Annotated in this window: 12 protein-coding genes and 1 pseudogene; all 13 read left to right on the forward strand. The window is 72.1% G+C overall.

Annotated elements, in window-relative coordinates:
• The first annotated feature begins 218 nt into the window (after positions 1-218).
• Positions 219-1,529, forward strand: a complete 1,311-nt coding sequence (locus tag PSR1_RS06090; RefSeq protein WP_059436734.1) for a hypothetical protein — start codon at positions 219-221, stop codon at positions 1,527-1,529.
• 147 nt (positions 1,530-1,676) lie between these two features.
• A complete protein-coding gene (locus tag PSR1_RS06095; RefSeq protein ID WP_059436735.1) occupies positions 1,677-3,098 on the forward strand; it encodes a hypothetical protein in 1,422 nt (473 codons plus the stop codon).
• 17 nt (positions 3,099-3,115) lie between these two features.
• Positions 3,116-5,308 (forward strand): hypothetical protein, encoded by a 2,193-nt coding sequence (locus PSR1_RS06100; protein WP_059436736.1) that lies wholly within the window; start codon positions 3,116-3,118, stop codon positions 5,306-5,308.
• Positions 5,309-5,332: 24 nt separating this feature from the next.
• Positions 5,333-5,908, forward strand: coding sequence for a GNA1162 family protein (locus PSR1_RS06105; RefSeq protein WP_059436737.1), 576 nt, complete (start codon positions 5,333-5,335; stop codon positions 5,906-5,908).
• Positions 5,880-7,070, forward strand: a complete 1,191-nt coding sequence (locus PSR1_RS06110) for a hypothetical protein (RefSeq protein ID WP_059436738.1) — start codon at positions 5,880-5,882, stop codon at positions 7,068-7,070. The genes PSR1_RS06105 and PSR1_RS06110 overlap by 29 nt, the downstream gene beginning before the upstream one ends.
• 157 nt (positions 7,071-7,227) lie before the next feature.
• The gene (locus tag PSR1_RS06115; protein WP_059436739.1) at positions 7,228-8,991 is read left to right on the forward strand and encodes a peptidyl-prolyl cis-trans isomerase; all 1,764 of its coding nucleotides are present in this window, start codon (positions 7,228-7,230) and stop codon (positions 8,989-8,991) included.
• A 40-nt stretch (positions 8,992-9,031) separates the two neighbouring features.
• Positions 9,032-9,532 (forward strand): annotated as a pseudogene (locus tag PSR1_RS24440) (cytochrome c3 family protein); the annotation flags it as partial.
• 151 nt (positions 9,533-9,683) lie between these two features.
• Positions 9,684-10,985 carry a cytochrome c3 family protein gene (locus tag PSR1_RS06120; RefSeq protein WP_237757842.1) on the forward strand — a complete coding sequence of 434 codons (1,302 nt, stop codon included), beginning with the start codon at positions 9,684-9,686 and terminating at the stop codon, positions 10,983-10,985.
• 8 nt (positions 10,986-10,993) lie between these two features.
• On the forward strand, positions 10,994-12,304 hold the full coding sequence (locus tag PSR1_RS06125) for a cytochrome c3 family protein (RefSeq protein WP_059436740.1): 1,311 nt from the start codon (positions 10,994-10,996) through the stop codon (positions 12,302-12,304).
• A gap of 5 nt (positions 12,305-12,309) precedes the next feature.
• Positions 12,310-13,203, forward strand: coding sequence for an NHL repeat-containing protein (locus PSR1_RS06130; RefSeq protein WP_059436741.1), 894 nt, complete (start codon positions 12,310-12,312; stop codon positions 13,201-13,203).
• An 8-nt stretch (positions 13,204-13,211) separates the two neighbouring features.
• The gene (locus PSR1_RS06135; RefSeq protein WP_193388340.1) at positions 13,212-14,162 is read left to right on the forward strand and encodes a hypothetical protein; all 951 of its coding nucleotides are present in this window, start codon (positions 13,212-13,214) and stop codon (positions 14,160-14,162) included.
• Between the two features lie 227 nt (positions 14,163-14,389).
• Positions 14,390-15,547: a cytochrome C gene (locus PSR1_RS06140; RefSeq protein ID WP_237757843.1), complete on the forward strand. Its 1,158-nt coding sequence runs from the start codon at positions 14,390-14,392 to the stop codon at positions 15,545-15,547.
• Positions 15,548-15,560: 13 nt separating this feature from the next.
• A partial coding sequence (locus tag PSR1_RS06145; RefSeq protein ID WP_152643315.1) for an Ig-like domain-containing protein occupies positions 15,561-17,459 on the forward strand: 1,899 nt, incomplete at its 3' end.

The raw sequence follows: 17,459 nt of genomic DNA on the forward strand, positions 1-17,459 counted from the left end.
GCTGGCCGCGGATCCGGCCGATTTCGCGCGATCCGGCCCGGCGCTCCGGCGGCACCGCGCATGCACAGAGGCGGCGCGACGTAGTGACGGGGACGCAGCACCGCCGCCGGAGCCGCGATGACCGACCCCGGGGCAGCAGGGAAGAAGGTTCGCAGCGGAGCAACTCAGCCGGGCCGCCAATGGATGGCGGCCCCATTGAACGGAGCAGAGGGGACACGATGAAGTTCACGCGTTTCGCAATCGTTGCAGCGCTCGCGCTCGTTTCGGGCCGGGCGTATGCGTTCCACGCCGGCGGCGTCGCCCAGTGCGAGGGCTGCCACACGATGCACAACTCGACGACGGCCGGCGCGGGCACCGCGTCGACGGTCATGGGTAACAACGGGACGATCGGGCAGGCCAGCGCCTACCTGCTCCAGGGCCAGGACCCGAGCTCCACCTGCCTCATCTGCCACGGCCGCGCCGGCGTGAGCAGCTACCACGTCTACGAGCCCAGCCTCGTGACGGCCACGACCGCGACGTTCGCGGCGTCGATGGTGAACTTCACCCCGGGCGGCGACTTCGCCTGGCAGGCGAACACCGGGTTCGGCACGCGTAACCAGCGGCGCTTCGGCCACTCGGTCATCGCGGCCGCGTATGCCGGCATGGTCGCCGACACCCGCGCGGCCGCTCCGGCCGGTGACGCGGCTGGCGTGTACAACGGCGCGAACTTCTCCTGCGTCTCCTGCCACGACCCGCACAGCAAGGCGCGCTTCGACGCGACGGGCGCCCAGGTGACGGGCCTGCCGATCGCCGAGTCCGGCTCCTACCCGATCGGTGGCGCGCTCCCCGCCGGCACCGCGATGGGCGCGTACCGCCTCCTCGCCGGCGTCGGTTACCAGCCGAAGTCCTCGGCCACCCAGCCGGCCTTCACGGTGGCCCCGCCGGTCGCCGTGGCGCCGTCGAGCTACAACTCCTCCGAGCTCAACACCTTCAACGCCGCCACGCGCGCTGGCCAGGTCGTGGTCGCGTACGGCAGCGGCATGTCCGAGTGGTGCGCCACCTGCCACCCCGGCATGCACAACAACACCAACACCTCGGGCCAGATCTTCAAGCACCCGGCCGGCAACACCGCCACGATGAGCGCGACGGTGGCCGCGAACTACAACACCTACCTGAAGTCGGGCGACCTGACCGGCACGAACGCGTACGACGCGATCGTCCCCTTCGAGCAGCACGCTGCCGACCGCGCCTCCCTCGAGGCCGAGGCCGTGGGCGTGACCGGCACGCCGTCCATCACCGCCGTCGCGGGCACCAGCGGCGTGATGTGCCTCTCCTGCCACCGCGCGCACGCGTCGCCGTACGAGTTCGCGCTCCGCTGGGCCGACAAGGAGTTCATCATCGAGGCCGGCGAGTACTACGGCGTCGAGGCCGGCGCCCGCGGCGAGTGGCGCAGCTCCGCGATCATCCAGGCGGCGCACCAGAACCGCCCGGCGACCGCGTACTCGACGTTCCAGAAGTCGCTCTGCAACAAGTGCCACGCGAAGGACTAGTGGTCGCTTGCTGACGTAGCTGGATCCGGAGGGAGCCGCGCAGCATGCGGCTCCCTCCTTTCTTTTTGTCCGGATTGCCACCGGGACGCTCCGGCCCCGATGGAACGGGCTCGCGCGTCGTGGCAAAGTGTGGGGCGGGGGTCGCCCATGGTCCGACATCGAGGCGCCGCGCTCGCACTGCTGCTGGCCATCGGCGGCTCGGGGTGCTCGGCGGTGCGCGCACGGTCCGCGAACCCGGGGCCGCTCGGCGCCGACGGCGACCTCTACGTCTACCTGCAGCCGGTCGGCCGGGAGGTCGAGGACGTGACCTTCGGCGTCACCGGTGTCGAGGTCCTCGGGCCGGGGGAGGGCGGCGCACAGCCGATGCGGGTGGCGCTCTCCGAGGTGGGCCGCGAGGGACGCGGGCGGCAGCGGCTCCTCGCGCACGGGCGGCTCCCCGCCGGCAACTACGCGGGGCTCCGCATCCACGTCGGCCGCGCTCGCCTCGAGACGCCGGACGGGCCCGCCGATCTGCTGGTTCGGTCCGAGGCGGTGCAGGTGCCCGCGTCCTTGACGGTGACGCCCGGGCGGGCGCGGGTCTTGTGGCTCGTCTTCCGCGAGGCGCAGCCGGCCGGCGACGAGGTCGCCTTCGCGCCGCGCTTCTCGCTGCTGGCGCCGGAGACGACCCACCCGCAGCGGATCGGCTACTGCGCGAGCACGGCGGACAACGTGCTCGTCGCCTTCGACCGGTACGACCGCCAGGTGACCGCTGCGATCGCGACGGGCATGGGGCCGGCGGGCGTGGCCATGGACGAGGCCGCCAACCTCGCCTACGTGGCGCTCTCCCTCGAGGACCGGATCGAGGTGCTGGACCTCACGAACGGCCAGGTGCGCGAGCCGATCCGGCTTCGCCCGGGCGACGGACCGTACGACGTGGCGCTGGTCGAGAACGGCCGGACCCTGCTGGCTGTCAACCGGCGCTCCAGCACCGTCTCGTTCCTGGACACGAGCGCACGCGTGGAGGTCGGTCGCGTCACCGTCGGCGAGGAGCCCTGGTCGCTGCGGCTCGACCCGCAGCGCCACCGCGCCTACGTGTTCGGACGGCGCGCCAACACGGTCACCGCCGTGGACGTCACGCGCCGCGCCGCGGTCGGCTCGGCGACGACCGAGCCCGAGCCGCTCCGCGGCGACCTCGACCGGAGCGGCTCCCGGCTGTTCGTGGTCCACGCCGGCTCGGCCTACCTGTCCATCTACACGCTCCCCGGGCTCGCGCCGGCGGGCCGGCTGTTCGTGGGGCTGGGGGCGAGCGCGATCCTCGTCGATCCCCGGACCGACCTCCTCTACGTCGCGCAGGCGGGCAGCCCGGCGCTCGCGGTGTTCGACCCGTTCTCGCTGGTGCCGCTCGGGGGCGTGGACGTGGGCGGCGCGGCCTCGTTCCTGGTGTTCGACGCGGCGCAGAACCTGCTGTTCGCGCTCCTGCCGGAGCGGCGGTCCGTCTCGGTGGTCGATCTCACCGCGCAGCGCCAGGTCGGCCTGTTCGAGGTCGGGCGTGAGCCTTACGATCTGGCGCTGTCCGGGGAGCGGCGTTGAGGGGAGCGCTGCGAGCCATGACCATCCTGCTCGTCGCGGCCGCCGGGCTCGGGCCGGGCGCCACCCGCGCCGACGGGCTCTCGGTCGCCGCCGAGCCGACGTACGCGCTCACGCGGCTGCGGCTCACCGACGCGACGGGCCTCACGACCACGACCGACTCGCAGAGCCTCACCCAGCAGTACCGGCTCGGGCTGGACAAGGCCTTCACCGAGGCCCTGCTGTGGCGGGCCAACGGCATGCTCCTGCGAGACGAGGTCTGGTCCGACACCGAGGGTGCATCCTCGGACGGCACGCGCCAGGAGTGGACGCTCTCGACGGGGCTCGGGTGGGGGGGGACGGTGCTGGGCGGCAGCTTCACGTACGATCGGGACACCGTGGACGCGAAGTACAGCGCCGAGGCTGCGGGTGGCGGCCGCCAGCGAACGCGGGTGCCGACGCTGGTGAGCGAGACCTACGGCGCGTCGATGAGGTGGAGCCCGGCGGACCTGCCCAACGTGAACCTCCGCCTGAGCCGGAGCAACCAGTTCGACGAGGATCGCGCCCAGTACGACACGACCAGCACGACCGCAGGGGTCACCGCCACGTACTCGCCGACGAGCGAGCTGGGCCTGTCCTACGCGACGACCTACAGCACCATCGATGATCGCATCGACGACACCAGCACCTGGACGCTCGGCCAGGTCGCGACCGCGACGTACCGGCGCCGCTTCTTCGACGACCGCTCCAACGCGTATCTCACCTACGGCCTGCAGAGCGCGATCTCCGAGACCAAGGCCACCTCGGCGCTGGGGACGGTGAGGACGCAGCGCCCGCCGCTCGCCGGGCTCTCGCTCGTGGAGGCGTTCCCGGACATCCCGTCCACCGACACGCTCAAGGCGAACCCGGCACTGGTGGACGGGAACGTGCAGGCGAGCGCCGGCCTCGACCTCGGCTTCCAGCGAACGCTCGCCGGCGACACGGCGCAGCGGGATCTCGGCGTGGAGATGGGAGAGCCGCTCGAGCCGGTCAACGTGGTGCAGGTCTGGGTGGATCGACTGCTCCCGGACTCGGTCTGGCGCGCGGTCGAGTGGTCCGCCTGGCGGAGCGACGACAACGTCAACTGGGTGCCGGTCCCCCTGGACGGCGCGGTGACGTTCGGGCCGTTCCAGAACCGGTTCGAGATCCCCATCCAGCGGAGCCGGTCGAAGTACCTGAAGGTCGTGACCCGGCCGCTCGCCGCCACCGTGACCACGGACGCGGCGCTCGGGGCGATCCTCGTCACCGACGTGATGCTGTTCGAGGAGGTGTCCGCGGCGGCGGTCGCGGGCCGGAGCACCAGCCTCACGAACGCGTTGAGCGGCACCGTGACCACCCGGCTGCTGGGTTCGCCGGCCTTGCAGCACGATCTCAGCTTCCAGCTGGCCAAGGCCAGCGGGACGTCGGCGGCGTGGACCATCGCGAATGGCCTCGGGCTCACGCAGCGGCTGCACCGGACGACGACGCTCACCGCGCGGGTGGCGCGAACGGACAGCCGATCCGGCGGCGAGCACATCGGCCAGTTCGACTGGGGGACGTCGCTCGGCGTCACCCCGATCCCTGCCGCGTCGGCAGGTGCCACCTATGCCGGCGCCTGGTCGCAGCTCGAGGAGGGCGACCAGCTCCGCAACTCGGCCAGCGTCTTCGCGCGCGCTGACCTGTACCAGGGGCTGAGCGTGACCGGGAACGCCGGCCAGTCCTACGTCTCGGGCCTGGGAGCGTCGACCCGGACGACGTTCACCTCCGCGACCACCTCGATCGTCCCGAACCGCGCGCTGAACCTGTCGGGGACGTACGGCTACAACCGGACGCGCACGGAGGTCGGCGAGCGGGTGCGCGACTCGGAGGGGCAGCAGGCGTCCGGGCTGGTGACGGTCACCCCGTTCCCCGCGCTGCTCGCCTCCGCCGGCGCCACGAGGTCCACGCAGTCCGGAACGCGCCCCCGGTTGCTCTGGAACTACCTGGTCTCGTACGCGCCGCTGCGCGGGGGGGACCTGGTGTTGACGGCCCAGCACCAGGAGGCCTCCGACGACGTCGCCGACGCGACCACGAAGTCCACGAGCGGGAGCGTTCGCTGGAACCTCCGGCCGAACGCGTACCTGGACCTCAACTACTCGAACATCGACAACCGTTCCCCGCAGAGCAGGACGAGAACGGACTCCCTGATGCTCCATCTCTTCCTGACGCTGTCCTGAACGCGACGCACGCTCGAGCATGCCATGACGACCCGAACCTTGATCTCGACCTGCCTGGCGATGACGCTGCTCCTCGCTGCCAGCGCCTGCCGCTCCTCCGGCCGCGCGTACCACGACGCCAACATGGACTTCGGCTCGATCCGGACGGTCGCGGTGATGCCGTTCTCGAACCTGACCCGCGAGGCGGCCGCGGCCGATCGCGTGCGCGACGTGTTCTCGAGCGCGCTCCTGGCGACCGGTGGCATCTACGTGCTGCCGCCGGGCGAGGTCGCCCGCGGGATCGCGCGCGCCGGCGTGGCGCTCCCGACCAGCCCTTCGGTCGAGGAGGTGGTGAAGCTCGGCTCGGTGCTCAAGGCGGACGCGGTGATCGTGGGCGTGGTCAAGGAGTACGGGGAGGTCCGGTCCGGCACCACCGCGTCGAACGTGGTCTCGATCAGCGCCCAGATGCTCGAAGCCTCGACCGGGAAGGTCGTCTGGTCGGGGCAGTCGACCAAGGGAGGGGTCTCCCTCGGCGACCGGCTGCTCGGCAGCGGGGGGGAGCCGGTGAACCGGATCACCGAGGAGGCGGTCGATGACCTCCTGTCGCAGCTGTTCCACTAGGACGGCGCTGCTGCTCGCGCTCGCGGCGTGGGGCGCGGGGTGCGGCGGGGCGCGCGTACCGGTCGCCACGACCCCGGCCCCGGCGCGCGTCGCCGTCTTCCCCAGCGTGAACGTCGGCGGAGGACCCGCGCCGGCGGAGGACTTCGACCGCGCCGTCGAGGAGACCGTCGCGCGCGCCGGGCTCGAGGTCGTGCCGCGCCAGGCGCTGGACGAGTTCCTGGCCCGGCACCGGGTTCGCAACACGAGCGGCGTGGACGCGGAGACCGCGGTCGCGGCGCGCGAGGAGCTCGGCGTCGACGCGATCGTCGTCGCCTCGGTGGGCGCCTACCAGCCGAAGTCCCCTCCCAGGCTCGCGGTCACGCTCCGGCTCGTGTCCACCGGCGGACCGCCGCGGGTTCTCTGGATCGATGGTGCGGTGCGCTCCGGCGACGAGCGGCCCGGCCTGCTCGGCCTGGGGCTGATCCACGACCCGGCGCGCGTCCAGCGCATCGTGCTCGACCGGCTCGGTCGCTCGCTGCAGGCCTTCCTGCACGGCGGCGCGCGCGCCAGCCGCTGCGACCCCGAGCGGCGCTTCCGGCCGCGGCTGGTGTTCCGTTCGCCCCGGCTGCGGGAGGGGCCCTTCAAGATCGCGGTCCTGCCCTTCATGAACGAGACGCGGCGACGGAGCGCAGGCGATGCGGCGACGCTCGAGCTCGCCCGGCAGCTCTCGACCTCGCCCGCGGCCGAGGTCGTCGAGCCGGGCCTGGTCCGGTCGGTGCTGCTGGCGAACCGCCTGCTCATGCCCGGCGGCGTCTCCGTGGACGTCGCGAGCACGGTGCTCGACAAGCTCGACGCCGACCTGGTGGTCGCCGGCGTGGTGCGGCGGTACGAGGATGGCGGCGGGGCGTTCGGCGCCGCGCGCGTGGAGTTCACGGTCCAGGTGCTCGATCGCGCCCACGAGGTCGTGGCGTGGAGCTCGGTGTCGGAGGGGGATGGCGCCGATGGCGTCTGGTGGTTCGACCTGGGCCTGGTCCGGAACTCCGCCGATCTCCTGTGCCGCGTCGCGGCGTCGGTGGTGGATCGGATGGATCTGCAGGTCGCGCGCGGCTCGGGCGGCGCCGACGAGGCTTCCCCTCGAAGCCGGACCCGGAGCTCGGTGCGCCGCGGATATGGGTCCCGATGATGGGCAGGAGGCGCTCGCCGACGGCCGCTGCGGGAATCCGTCGCGCGGCGCAATCATTGCGCTGGAGGGGCGCGATCCACCTGAAAAACACCATATCTTTCCGCGTTTTACGATGTAGCCGCGAGGCACAACCGTTGCACCGAGGTCGGCCGCCCACATGACCATTCCGCCCGTCACGTCCCGCTCCCTGCTCGTCGCCGTTCTCGCGTTCACCGCGCCCCGCGTCGTCTTCGCGGCGGAGCCATCCAAGCCGTCCGGCCCCGGCGCGACGGCCCAGCCGGCGAAGGCGGCCGACCCGACGCCCGCTGCCAAGCCCGCGCCGATGACGGCGCGCATCGAGGCGCCGCTGTTCTCGCCGCTCTTCGCGCGCATGCCGATCGCGCGCATCGACGACCAGGCCATCCCGCTCTCGGAGCTCCAGGAGGCCCTGGCGTCCACGCACGGTGAGCGGAGCGCAGGGGCCGCCACGGCGCCGGACTTCAAGGCCGTGCTCCAGCGGATCATCGACTCGCGGCTCCTGATCATGGAGGCGCGCGAGATGGGGCTGGACGAGCTGCCCGAGCTGAGGGAGCAGCTGACGGTCTTCAAGGAGGTGACGCTGCGCGAGACGCTGCAGCAGCAGGTCACCAAGGACGTCAAGCCCGACGCGCTCGAGGTCGAGCGCATCTACAAGGAGTCGGTGCGGCGCTGGAAGGTGCGCTCCCTCCTCTTCAAGAAGGAGGAGGACGCGGCGGCGGTGAAGACCGCGCTCGCGGGCGGAAAGACCTTCCCCGAGCTTGCGAAGCAGCTCATCGCGGAGAAGAAGGCGGAGGGCAGCAGCGAGCCGGAGGTCCTGTCGCCCGACCAGGCATTGCCCGCCGTCGTGGCCGCGCTCCAGCCGCTGCAGAAGGGCCAGGTCACTGCGCCGCTGAAGCTGCAGAACGGGTCCGCCGTCCTCTACGTGGAGGATCTCGTCTACCCGGACGATCCGGCGAAGCGGGCCGAGGCCGAGGCGGCGTCGATCGATCGGCAGGGCGGGCAGCTCCTCATCGCGTTCCGGAAGGAGCTCGACCGCAAGTACGTGAAGATCGACGAGGCCCTGCTCCGGAAGATCGACTTCGACGCGCCGAAGCCGGGGTTCGCCGTGCTCGTCAAGGACAAGCGGCCCATCGCCCGCATCGCCGGCGAGGCGCCCATCACCGTGGGCGATCTCGCCAACGCGGTCGGCGAGAAGTTCTTCCACGGCGTGGAGAAGCCGCAGCAGGAGAAGCGGGTCGACAAGCTCAAGCGGCCCCGGCTCGACGGGCTCATCTACAAGCGGGTGTTCACGAAGGAGGCGCGGGTCCGGAAGCTCGACCAGTCCGAGGAGTACCTGCGGGCCGTCGCGGACCAGGAGAACTCGCTCGTGTTCGGCACGTTCGTCCAGCGCGTGCTGGTGCCGGACGTCTCCCTCAAGGACGAGGACCTGCGGGCGTACTACGACGGCCACCGCGACGAGTTCACCGCCGCGCCCCTGTATCGCCTGGACCAGCTGGCGTTCCCCGACATGAAGGGCGCGCAGCGCGCCGCCGAGCGGCTCGCCCGCGGCACCGACTTCAAGTGGCTCAAGGCGAACGCCGAGGGGCAGCTCACCCCCGGTCAGCGCGCGCTCGACTTCGAGGGCCAGCTCCTCTCCGCCAAGGGGCTCCCGGAGGATCTCGCAGGGGCGCTCGCGTCGGCGCAGGTCGGCGACTACCGCATGCACCAGGGGCCCAGGGGGCAGGGCTACGTGGTGCTGGTGGTGTCGCGCACCGACCCGCAGGTCCAGCCGTACGAGGAGGCCAAGAAGGACATCCAGAAGAAGCTGTTCGGGCAGGCGCTGAACCGCGCGGTGACCGACTGGGCCGCGAAGCTGCGCGCCGCGCACGAGATCGAGACGTTCATCACCCGCATCGGCAACTGAGGCTGGGTCCTCCAGCGAGGGAATGGCCGTGACGCGCACGATGAGACTCTGGCGGATCCTCGCGCTGGCGGCGTTCACCGCCGGCGTGCTCGCGGCGCCCGCGGGGGCGGGCGCCGCCGATCGCAAGTTCAAGCGGAAGGAGTGCCTCGACTGTCACACCGAGGAGGCGAAGAAGTTCTCCGCCTTCCGCTTCACCCACGAGGCGGTGAAGAAGGGCGAGTGCGAGGCCTGCCACCAGCGCCACGGCATCGTCCCGAAGCTCCTGCTCAAGGAGAGCGGCAACAAGCTCTGCTACTCGTGCCACAAGCCGGCGTCCATCGGCATGGACCAGCCGAACGTGCACGCGGTCCTGAGGACCGGGTCGTGCACGCAGTGTCACGCCGTCCACGGCTCGAACGCGCCGCACATGCTGAAGGCGGAGGGGAGCGCCGCCTGCTGGGAGTGCCACGACCGCAAGGCGTTCGAGCGGAAGAACGTGCACCCGGTGCTCGCCAAGGAGGGCTGCGGCGCCTGCCACGCGACGCACGCTTCGGCGCAGAAGTCGCTCCTCAAGGCCGAGGAGGGGCAGCTCTGCGTGAAGTGCCACGCGCCGACGTCGGGCGGGTTCGCCAAGGCACACAGGGGGGTACCCGGTCGCCGGGAAGCGCTGCAGCGCCTGCCACGAGCCGCACTCCTCCGACCAGCCGAAGCTGATGAAGGCCTCGGTCCACTCGGCGCTGTCCGGCGGCTGCGACCAGTGCCACGCCGCTCCGAGCAGCCCGAAGCCGTTCGCGGTGCAGGAGGCGGGGGGCAAGCTGTGCGCCAACTGCCATGACGCGAAGGACGTGACCAAGGGCCAGAAGGTGGTCCACGCGCCCGTGCGCAAGGAGGAGTGCGTCGCCTGCCACGACCCGCACGCCTCGAACAACCCCGCCATGACCCGGGCCGCAGGCGCCGCGCTCTGCACCGGCTGCCACGCGGGCAAGGACGCGAGGAAGCTGGTCGCGCACAAGCCCATGTCCGGGCCCAAGGCCTGCCTCGGCTGCCACCAGCCGCACGCGGCGCCGGTGAAGGGGCTCCTCGCGGCGGAGGTCTCGAAGAGCTGCGCCGCCTGCCACCCCAAGGTCGCCGAGCAGACCAAGCGCAAGGTCGTCCACGTCCCGTTCGCGGACGGCGAGTGCGCCACCTGCCACGATCCGCACGGTTCGGACTTCCCGGGCATGACCGGGTCGCGCCAGGACAAGCTGTGCTTCGGGTGCCACGCCGACGCCGAGACGCGGTTCGTGAAGGCGCACACGCACAAGCCCGTGCTCGAGGGCAAGTGCAGCGCCTGCCACGCCGGCCACTCGGCCGACCGGCCCAAGCTGCTGAAGACCGACGGCGCGAAGATGTGCCAGGGGTGCCACGGCGAGCTCATGAAGCTCGCCTCCGCCGGCGTCGTCCACAAGCCGTTCGCCGAGGGGGCCTGCCTGACCTGCCACGATCCGCACGGCTCGAACGCCGGCGGGATGATCGTGAAGGACCAGAAGGCGCTGTGCCTCTCCTGCCACGCCAAGGTGGCCGCGAACTCCGAGTCGGCGAAGAGCGTCCACGCGGCGTTCGCGTCGGGTGAGTGCACCAAGTGCCACAACCCGCACGGCGCCAAGCTGAAGGGCCTGCTCAACGCGGCCGGCCCGGACCTCTGCTTCTCCTGCCACACCAAGCAGAAGGAGAAGATGGCCGGGGAGACCCGGCACGCGCCCGCCGACGACTGCCTGTCCTGCCACTCGCCGCACCAGTCGGCGCAGCCCAAGCTCACCAGCGAGCCGGTGGGGGCGCTCTGCGAGCAGTGCCACGACGTGAAGGCGTCGCAGTTCTCGACCCGCCATGCGGGCATCGACCCGAAGGTGATGCACTGCGTGGCGTGCCACGACCCGCACTCGTCCAAGGACCCGAAGTTCCTCAAGACGGCGGTCCACCCGCCCTTCGCCGCGCGCCAGTGCGACAGCTGCCACCTGCCGGTGGCCGCGAAGTGAGAGGACCCATGCGCTCGCGAATCGCTCTCCTCCTCACGCTGATGGCTGCGGCCGGCCCCGCGGTGGCCGCGACCAAGGCACCGCCGGCGAAGGCCCAGCCCACCGCGGCCGCGCCGAAGCAGGGCAACCCGTACCGCCTGAAGGCGGGCGCCGAGGGCAAGCTCTGCCTCGACTGCCACGCGGACTTCGAGCAGAAGCTCGCGCAGAAGTCGGTGCACACGCCCGTCCGGACGCGCGATTGCGTCGGCTGCCACAACCCGCACGCCTCGGACCACGGCAAGCTGCTCGCGGACACCGGCGGCCAGATCTGCGCCCGGTGCCACGGCGCGATGGTCCCCGCCTCGGCGAAGAGCCTCCACGCCCCGGTCAGCGAAGGCAAGTGTGCGAGCTGCCACGCGGCGCACGCCTCGAACTTCAAGAACAACCTGCTGAAGGGCGGCGCGGAGCTCTGCGCCGGCTGCCACAAGAAGCTGGTGGACGGCATCGCGGCGGCGAAGGTGAAGCACAAGCCGGTCGAGAACGACTGCGCGACCTGCCACGAGGTCCACGGCTCCACGGCTGCGCCGAGCCTGCTCAAGAAGGACGCGCCGGATCTCTGCGTCGGGTGCCACCGCCCCGACGGCGCCATCTTCCTGAAGAAGCACATGAACTACCCGGTCGGGAAGGCGCGCTGCACGACCTGCCACGACCCGCACGGCTCGAACAAGCCGGGCATGCTCTACGACCACGTCCACCCGCCGGTCGCGCGCGGGCAGTGCGCGCAGTGCCACGAGCCGCCCGGCTCCCCCAACCGCTTCAAGCCGAAGCAGGCGGGCGTCGAGCTGTGCAAGCTGTGCCACGCGCCGAAGATCGGCGAGTTCACCGCCAAGGCGCGGGTGCACCGGCCGGTCCTGGAGGGCGACGCCTGCCTGACCTGCCACGGTCCGCACGCGTCGAAGCAGGCGGGCCTGCCGCGGGCGAACCTGACGGTGGTCTGCGGCGAGTGCCACGCGGACACCATCAAGCGGCAGAAGCTCTCGCCGGCGAAGCACGAGCCGGTCGGCGCCGGGGAGTGCGGGGCCTGCCACGATCCGCACTCGTCCGACACGCCGCTCATGCTCACCGGGGCGAACCGGATCGAGATGTGCGGCAAGTGCCACGACTGGCAGCGCCACTCGTCCCACCCGATCGGCGAGAAGGTGAAGGATCCGCGCAACCCGAACCGGAACGTGGACTGCCTGAGCTGCCACCGAGCCCACGGGACCGAGTACGCGCAGATGCTGCCGTTCCCGACGACCACCGACCTGTGCACGAAGTGCCACGAGTCGTTCAAGAGGTGACGCCCGTGTCGAGAGCGATCGTGTTCCAGTCGGTGCTGGGCCTGGCGATGGTGTTCGGGCCGGCCGTGGGCGCCGCCCAGGCCTTCCGCCACCAGACCACCGTCTACTCGGATCCGAAGGAAGGCCAGCTGAGGCGGCCCGAGGGCGTGGCCTGCGGGGCGGGCGGCGCCGTCGTGGTCGCCGACACCGGCAACGCCCGGCTGCTGCTGTACACGTACCGTGACGGAAGCCTCAGCGGCGGCACCCAGGTGAAGCTCGCACAGGTGCCGTACCCGTACCGGGTGCAGCTGGATCCCAAGGGCGAGGTGCTGGTGCTGGACGAGAAGCTGCGCAAGATCGTGCGGCTCGACGCGAAGGGCGCCTTCCTCGGCAACGTCGACCTGCAGGGCGCGCCGGCCGGCACGCTCCCCGGCGCCTTCAAGGTGGACGGCGCGGGCAACCTCTACGTGCTCGACGTCCTCGGGCCGCGGGTGCTCGTCACCGACCCCGCCGGCAAGGTGATCCGGCAGGTCGAGCTGCCGCGCGAGGGGGCGCAGTTCACCGACGTGGCGGTGGACGGGGGCGGCACGCTCTACGCCGTGGACGCGGTGGGCGCCGGCATCTGGACCGCGGACAAGGGCGCCACCGCGTTCAAGCGCCTCACCGAGTCGCGCAAGGACGTGATGAGCTTCCCGACCTACCTGGCGTTCCACCAGGGCAAGCTGTACGTCGTGGACCAGCACGGCGGCGGGATCGCGATCCTCGGCTCCGACGGCTCGTTCCAGGGGCGGCAGCTCGCGCTCGGCTGGAGCCCCGGCCTGGTCTACTACCCCGCCCAGATCTGCTTCGAGCCGGACGGCGCCGTGTTCGTGGCGGATCGCGGCAACGACCGCATCCAGGTGTTCGACACCGGCCGGTGAGGAGGCGAGTGGCTCGCATCCCGATCACCCTCGTCGCCGCACTCGCGATCGCGCAGGCGCTCCCTCGTGCGGCCCGGTCGGCGGAGCCCGCGCCCGGCGAGGGCGACGCGCGGCGCCCCGTCTCGCTGGCGTACCTCTACGACGTGGCGGCGCTGGACGGTCCCATCGCGATGAGCTGGGCGACGCTCGCCTACGACGCCGACCGCCGCGAGCTCTACGTCATCCCGCCGGGCGAGGGGGTGCGCGTCTTCAACCGGACCGGGGTCGAGGTGTACCGCTTCGGCGACGAGGGCCAGCTCGGCTGGGTGCGCGGCGTCGCGGTGATCGAGAACGGCGATCTGCTGCTGCTCTCCGAGCGAGACGGGCCCCGGGTGCTGCGGGCCGACTTCCGGGGCACACAGACGGGCGAGCTGCAGTTCTCGGCGCCGGCGAGCCTCGGCGCGTTCACGCCGACCAGGCTGGCGTACAGGGACGGGCTCGTCTACCTCGCCGACACCGTGAAGCTCAAGCTGCTGGTGACGGATCTCCGGGGCACGACGGTCCGCGCGGTCGACCTCGCCAAGCTGGCGCTGGAGGGCGCCTCGGCGGACGGCAACGAGCTGCACGGCTTCAGCGTGGACCCGCGCGGCAACGTCCTGTTCACCATCCCCACCCTGTTCCACGCATACGTCGTCGCGCCCGACGGGACGCTGCGCGTCTTCGGGCAGCGCGGCAGCCGCCCCGGGCTCTTCAACGTGGTGGGGCCGATCGTGGGCGACGAGGAGGGATACCTCTTCGTGGCGGACCAGCTCCGGCGCGTCGTGATGGTGTTCGGGCCGGATCTCAAGTTCGTCGGCGAGTCCGCCGGCGGCGCGGCGGGGCTGGTCATCCCCAGCGAGATGGCGGTCGGCAACGGCGTGCTCTTCGTATCGCAGGGAGGAAACCGGGGCGTCAGCGCGTTCCTGGTACATGGGCGCTGAGCGTGGCCTCGCAGGGTGCGGAACGCCGCGACGTAACCCGGTCGCGGGACGCAGGCGAAGACTGGATGGACAGCAAGCCGCAAGACGGCGGCAGAGGGATCGTGTCAGCGTCGAAGCGAGTGCCAGGGGTTCGTCGACTCGCGGCCGCGGCGGTCGCGCTGCTCGCGGCAGCGCCGGCCGTGGCGTTCCATTCCGGCGGCGCCGCCCGCTGCGAAGGCTGCCACACGATGCACGGCAGCACGACGAAGGCCTCCGGTTCGGCCCTGGTCCAGGGGGCGGACGCGAGCTCCACCTGCCTCCTCTGCCACGCGGGCGTGGCCTCCGCGCCGCACTCCGTCTACTCGCTCTCGGTCCAGCCCGGCGCCGCGCCGCTCAACATGACGCCGGGCGGCGACTTCGCGTGGCTGGCGAAGTCGTGGTCCTGGGCCGGCACGGCGGGGCTCGAGACGAGCCCGGGCGACGCCCACGGCCACAACATCGTGGCCGCCGACTACGGCCGCTTCGCGGATCCCAGGCACCCGACCGCGCCCGGCGGCAGCTATCCCTCGAACCAGCTCTCGTGCATCAGCTGCCACGATCCGCACGGGAAGTACCGCGTGCGCGATGGCGGGGTCGTGGCCACCGGCGGCGCGCCCGTCGTCGCGTCCGGTTCGTACGGCGACCGCACCGCGTACGTGGCGCCAACCCAGACCACCGCGATCGGCACCTATCGCATGCTGGCCGGCGTGGGCTACCAGCCGCGGACGCTCGCGGGCGTCAACGCGTTCTCGGCGGATCCGCCGGTCGCGCTCGCGCCCAGCACCTACAACCAGGGCGAGCGGGTCGCCGACGTCCGGGTGGCGTACGGGAGCGGGATGTCCGAGTGGTGCGGCAACTGCCACGGCGCGATCCACACCCCGGCGAACCCGACGCGCCCGGGGGAGTTCATGCACCCCTCCGGCAGCTCCGCCAAGCTCGGGATGCTCGCCAACGTGTACAACGCCTACGTGAAGACCGGTGACCTCGGCGGGAGCTACGCGCTCGCCTACACGTCGCTGGTGCCGTACGAGGAGGGCACCGCGGATCGGGCGACGCTCGCCGCGAGCACGTCCAGCGACGGGATGGTGCGCACCGGGCCGGTGCGCGGCCAGGAGAACGTGATGTGCCTCTCCTGCCATCGCGCGCACGCCTCGGGCTGGGACGGATCGCTGCGCTGGAACGTGAAGAGCGAGTACGTGGTGGCGAGCGGGCAGTGGCCGGGGATCGACGCCATCGGGGAGGCCGGGCGGGCGGCGGTGGCCCAGGGGCGCACCCGGGCCGAGACGCGCGGCGCGATGTACGACCGCGAGCCGACCGCGTTCGCCACCTTCCAGACCAGCCTGTGCAACAAGTGTCACGCGAAGTGACGGTGAGGACCGCATGAGCGCGCAGGCAGGACGAGCGGGGACGTGGCTTCGGCGCGCGGGCGGGCCGCTGGCGGGCGCCGCGGTCCTCGCGCTGCTCGCGGCCTGCGGCGCCGGCGGCGGATCGAGCTCGTCCGGGAAGGGCTACCCGCAGCCATCGCCGAAGGGTCGGGTGCTCGGCCTTTCCTCGGCGGCGACGATCGGCGGGCAGGGCGGGACCCTCGTCTCGCCGGACGGCCTGCTCACGGTCACGGTCCCCGCCGGTGCCGTGGCTTCGCCGGTGGCCTTCACCGTGGACGAGATCACGAACACGGCCCCCGGCGCGATCGATCCGACCAAGGCCTACCGCCTCGGCCCGGAGGGGACGATCTTCGCCGCACCGGTGCAGCTGACGTTCGTGGCGGGGCCGGCGGGCACGCCGCTCGACGGCATCGCCGTCGCGTACCAGGAGCGCCAGGGCTTCTGGCTGCGGTACCGCGACCGCGACATCGCCCGCGACCTCGCCGCCGAGACGTTGACGGTCGCCTCGCTGCACTTCAGCGACTGGAGCCTGGTGGGGAGCTCCGCCCGCGATCTCGACGGCACCGTCACGGTGGACTCGACCCTGAGCAAGACCTACACCGCGACCGGGAGCCTCGCGCTGAACTACGCGGCCGAGGACCCGGGCGGCGCCTACTTCCTGCAGTGGGGGACGCTCGCGCTCGACTCCGCGACCGTGACCGCGCCCGACGTCGCCTGCACCGCGGCGGACACGGCGTTCGAGCTCGAGGCGACCATCGCCGAGGTGATGGCCTCGCCCGCGTTCCGGTTCGGCATCACCGCGCGGTGGCCGCTCTCGTGCAGCTACGCCGGCGGCCCCGCCTACGACGAGCTGCTGTCGCTCCAGTTCGACACGCTCGGCATCTACCACCCGACCTGCAAGCGGACGCTCGCCGCCGGGTCGGTGATCTCGCAGGACCACCTGCAGGGCCAGTACACGCTGGACTGCGCCACGGCCGGGGTGGTGCAGCTGAGCTGGGACCTGACCACCGCCGCGATGCGCGTGCCCGTGGCGGTGGACGACGCCGCCACGGTGTCCGAGGGCTCGTTCGTGGTGGTGAACGTGCTCGCGAACGACACGGTCGCGGATGGCGTGGCGGGCCTGGCCATCCTCACGGGCCCTGCGAACGGAGCGGCCGTCCTGAACCCCGACCGGACGGTCACCTACATCCCGTCGCCGGGCTACTTCGGCCCGGACGCGTTCACCTACCAGGTGACCGACTCGGACGGCCAGACCGGCTCGGCGACGGTGAGCGTCGCGGTGACCGCGGTGGACAGCGGCTCGCCGGTGGCGGTGGACGACGCGGTCACGACGCTCGAGGACGCCGCGGCCACGGTGAACGTGCTCGCCAACGACACGGTGCAGGATCCGCCCGCCACGGTCACCATCGCGACCGCGCCGGGGAAGGGCACCGCCGCGGTGAACGCCGACGGGACGATCACGTACACACCGTCCGCCAACGCGTTCGGCGCGGACGCGTTCAGCTACCAGGTGAGCGACTACGACGGGCAGGTCGCGACCGCGACCGTCTCGGTCACGGTGACCCCGGTCGACGACGGGCCGCCCACGGCCGCGGGCGAGGCGGTGACGGTCGCGGAGGGCGGCGTGGTCGTCATCGGCGTCCTCGCGAACGACACGGTGGTGGACGGCGTCTCCGCGCTCGCGGTGACCGCCGGGCCGGCCGGCGGCACGGCGGTCGTGAACGCCGACCACACCATCACCTATACGCCGGCCCCGGCGTTCAACGGGGCGGACGCCTTCACGTACCAGGTGACCGACGGCGACGGGCAGACCGCCAGCGCGACGGTGAGCATCACGGTGACGGCCGTGGACAGCGGCGCGCCGGTCGCCGTGGCGGACTCGGCCTCGACGCCG

This window comes from Anaeromyxobacter sp. PSR-1 (assembly GCF_000964525.1).
Lineage (GTDB): Bacteria > Myxococcota > Myxococcia > Myxococcales > Anaeromyxobacteraceae > Anaeromyxobacter.

Bases quoted from the DNA above. Each gene is read 5' to 3' on its own strand.
- PSR1_RS06100 (WP_059436736.1), top strand. From the start codon at position 3,116: ATGACCATCCTGCTCGTCGCGGCCGCCGGGCTCGGGCCGGGCGCCACC.
- PSR1_RS06110 (WP_059436738.1), top strand. From the start codon at position 5,880: ATGACCTCCTGTCGCAGCTGTTCCACTAGGACGGCGCTGCTGCTCGCG.
- PSR1_RS06095 (WP_059436735.1), top strand. From the start codon at position 1,677: ATGGTCCGACATCGAGGCGCCGCGCTCGCACTGCTGCTGGCCATCGGC.
- PSR1_RS06140 (WP_237757843.1), top strand. From the start codon at position 14,390: ATGCACGGCAGCACGACGAAGGCCTCCGGTTCGGCCCTGGTCCAGGGG.
- PSR1_RS06120 (WP_237757842.1), top strand. From the start codon at position 9,684: ATGAAGGCCTCGGTCCACTCGGCGCTGTCCGGCGGCTGCGACCAGTGC.
- PSR1_RS06115 (WP_059436739.1), top strand. From the start codon at position 7,228: ATGACCATTCCGCCCGTCACGTCCCGCTCCCTGCTCGTCGCCGTTCTC.
- PSR1_RS06090 (WP_059436734.1), top strand. From the start codon at position 219: ATGAAGTTCACGCGTTTCGCAATCGTTGCAGCGCTCGCGCTCGTTTCG.
- PSR1_RS06125 (WP_059436740.1), top strand. From the start codon at position 10,994: ATGCGCTCGCGAATCGCTCTCCTCCTCACGCTGATGGCTGCGGCCGGC.
- PSR1_RS06105 (WP_059436737.1), top strand. From the start codon at position 5,333: ATGACGACCCGAACCTTGATCTCGACCTGCCTGGCGATGACGCTGCTC.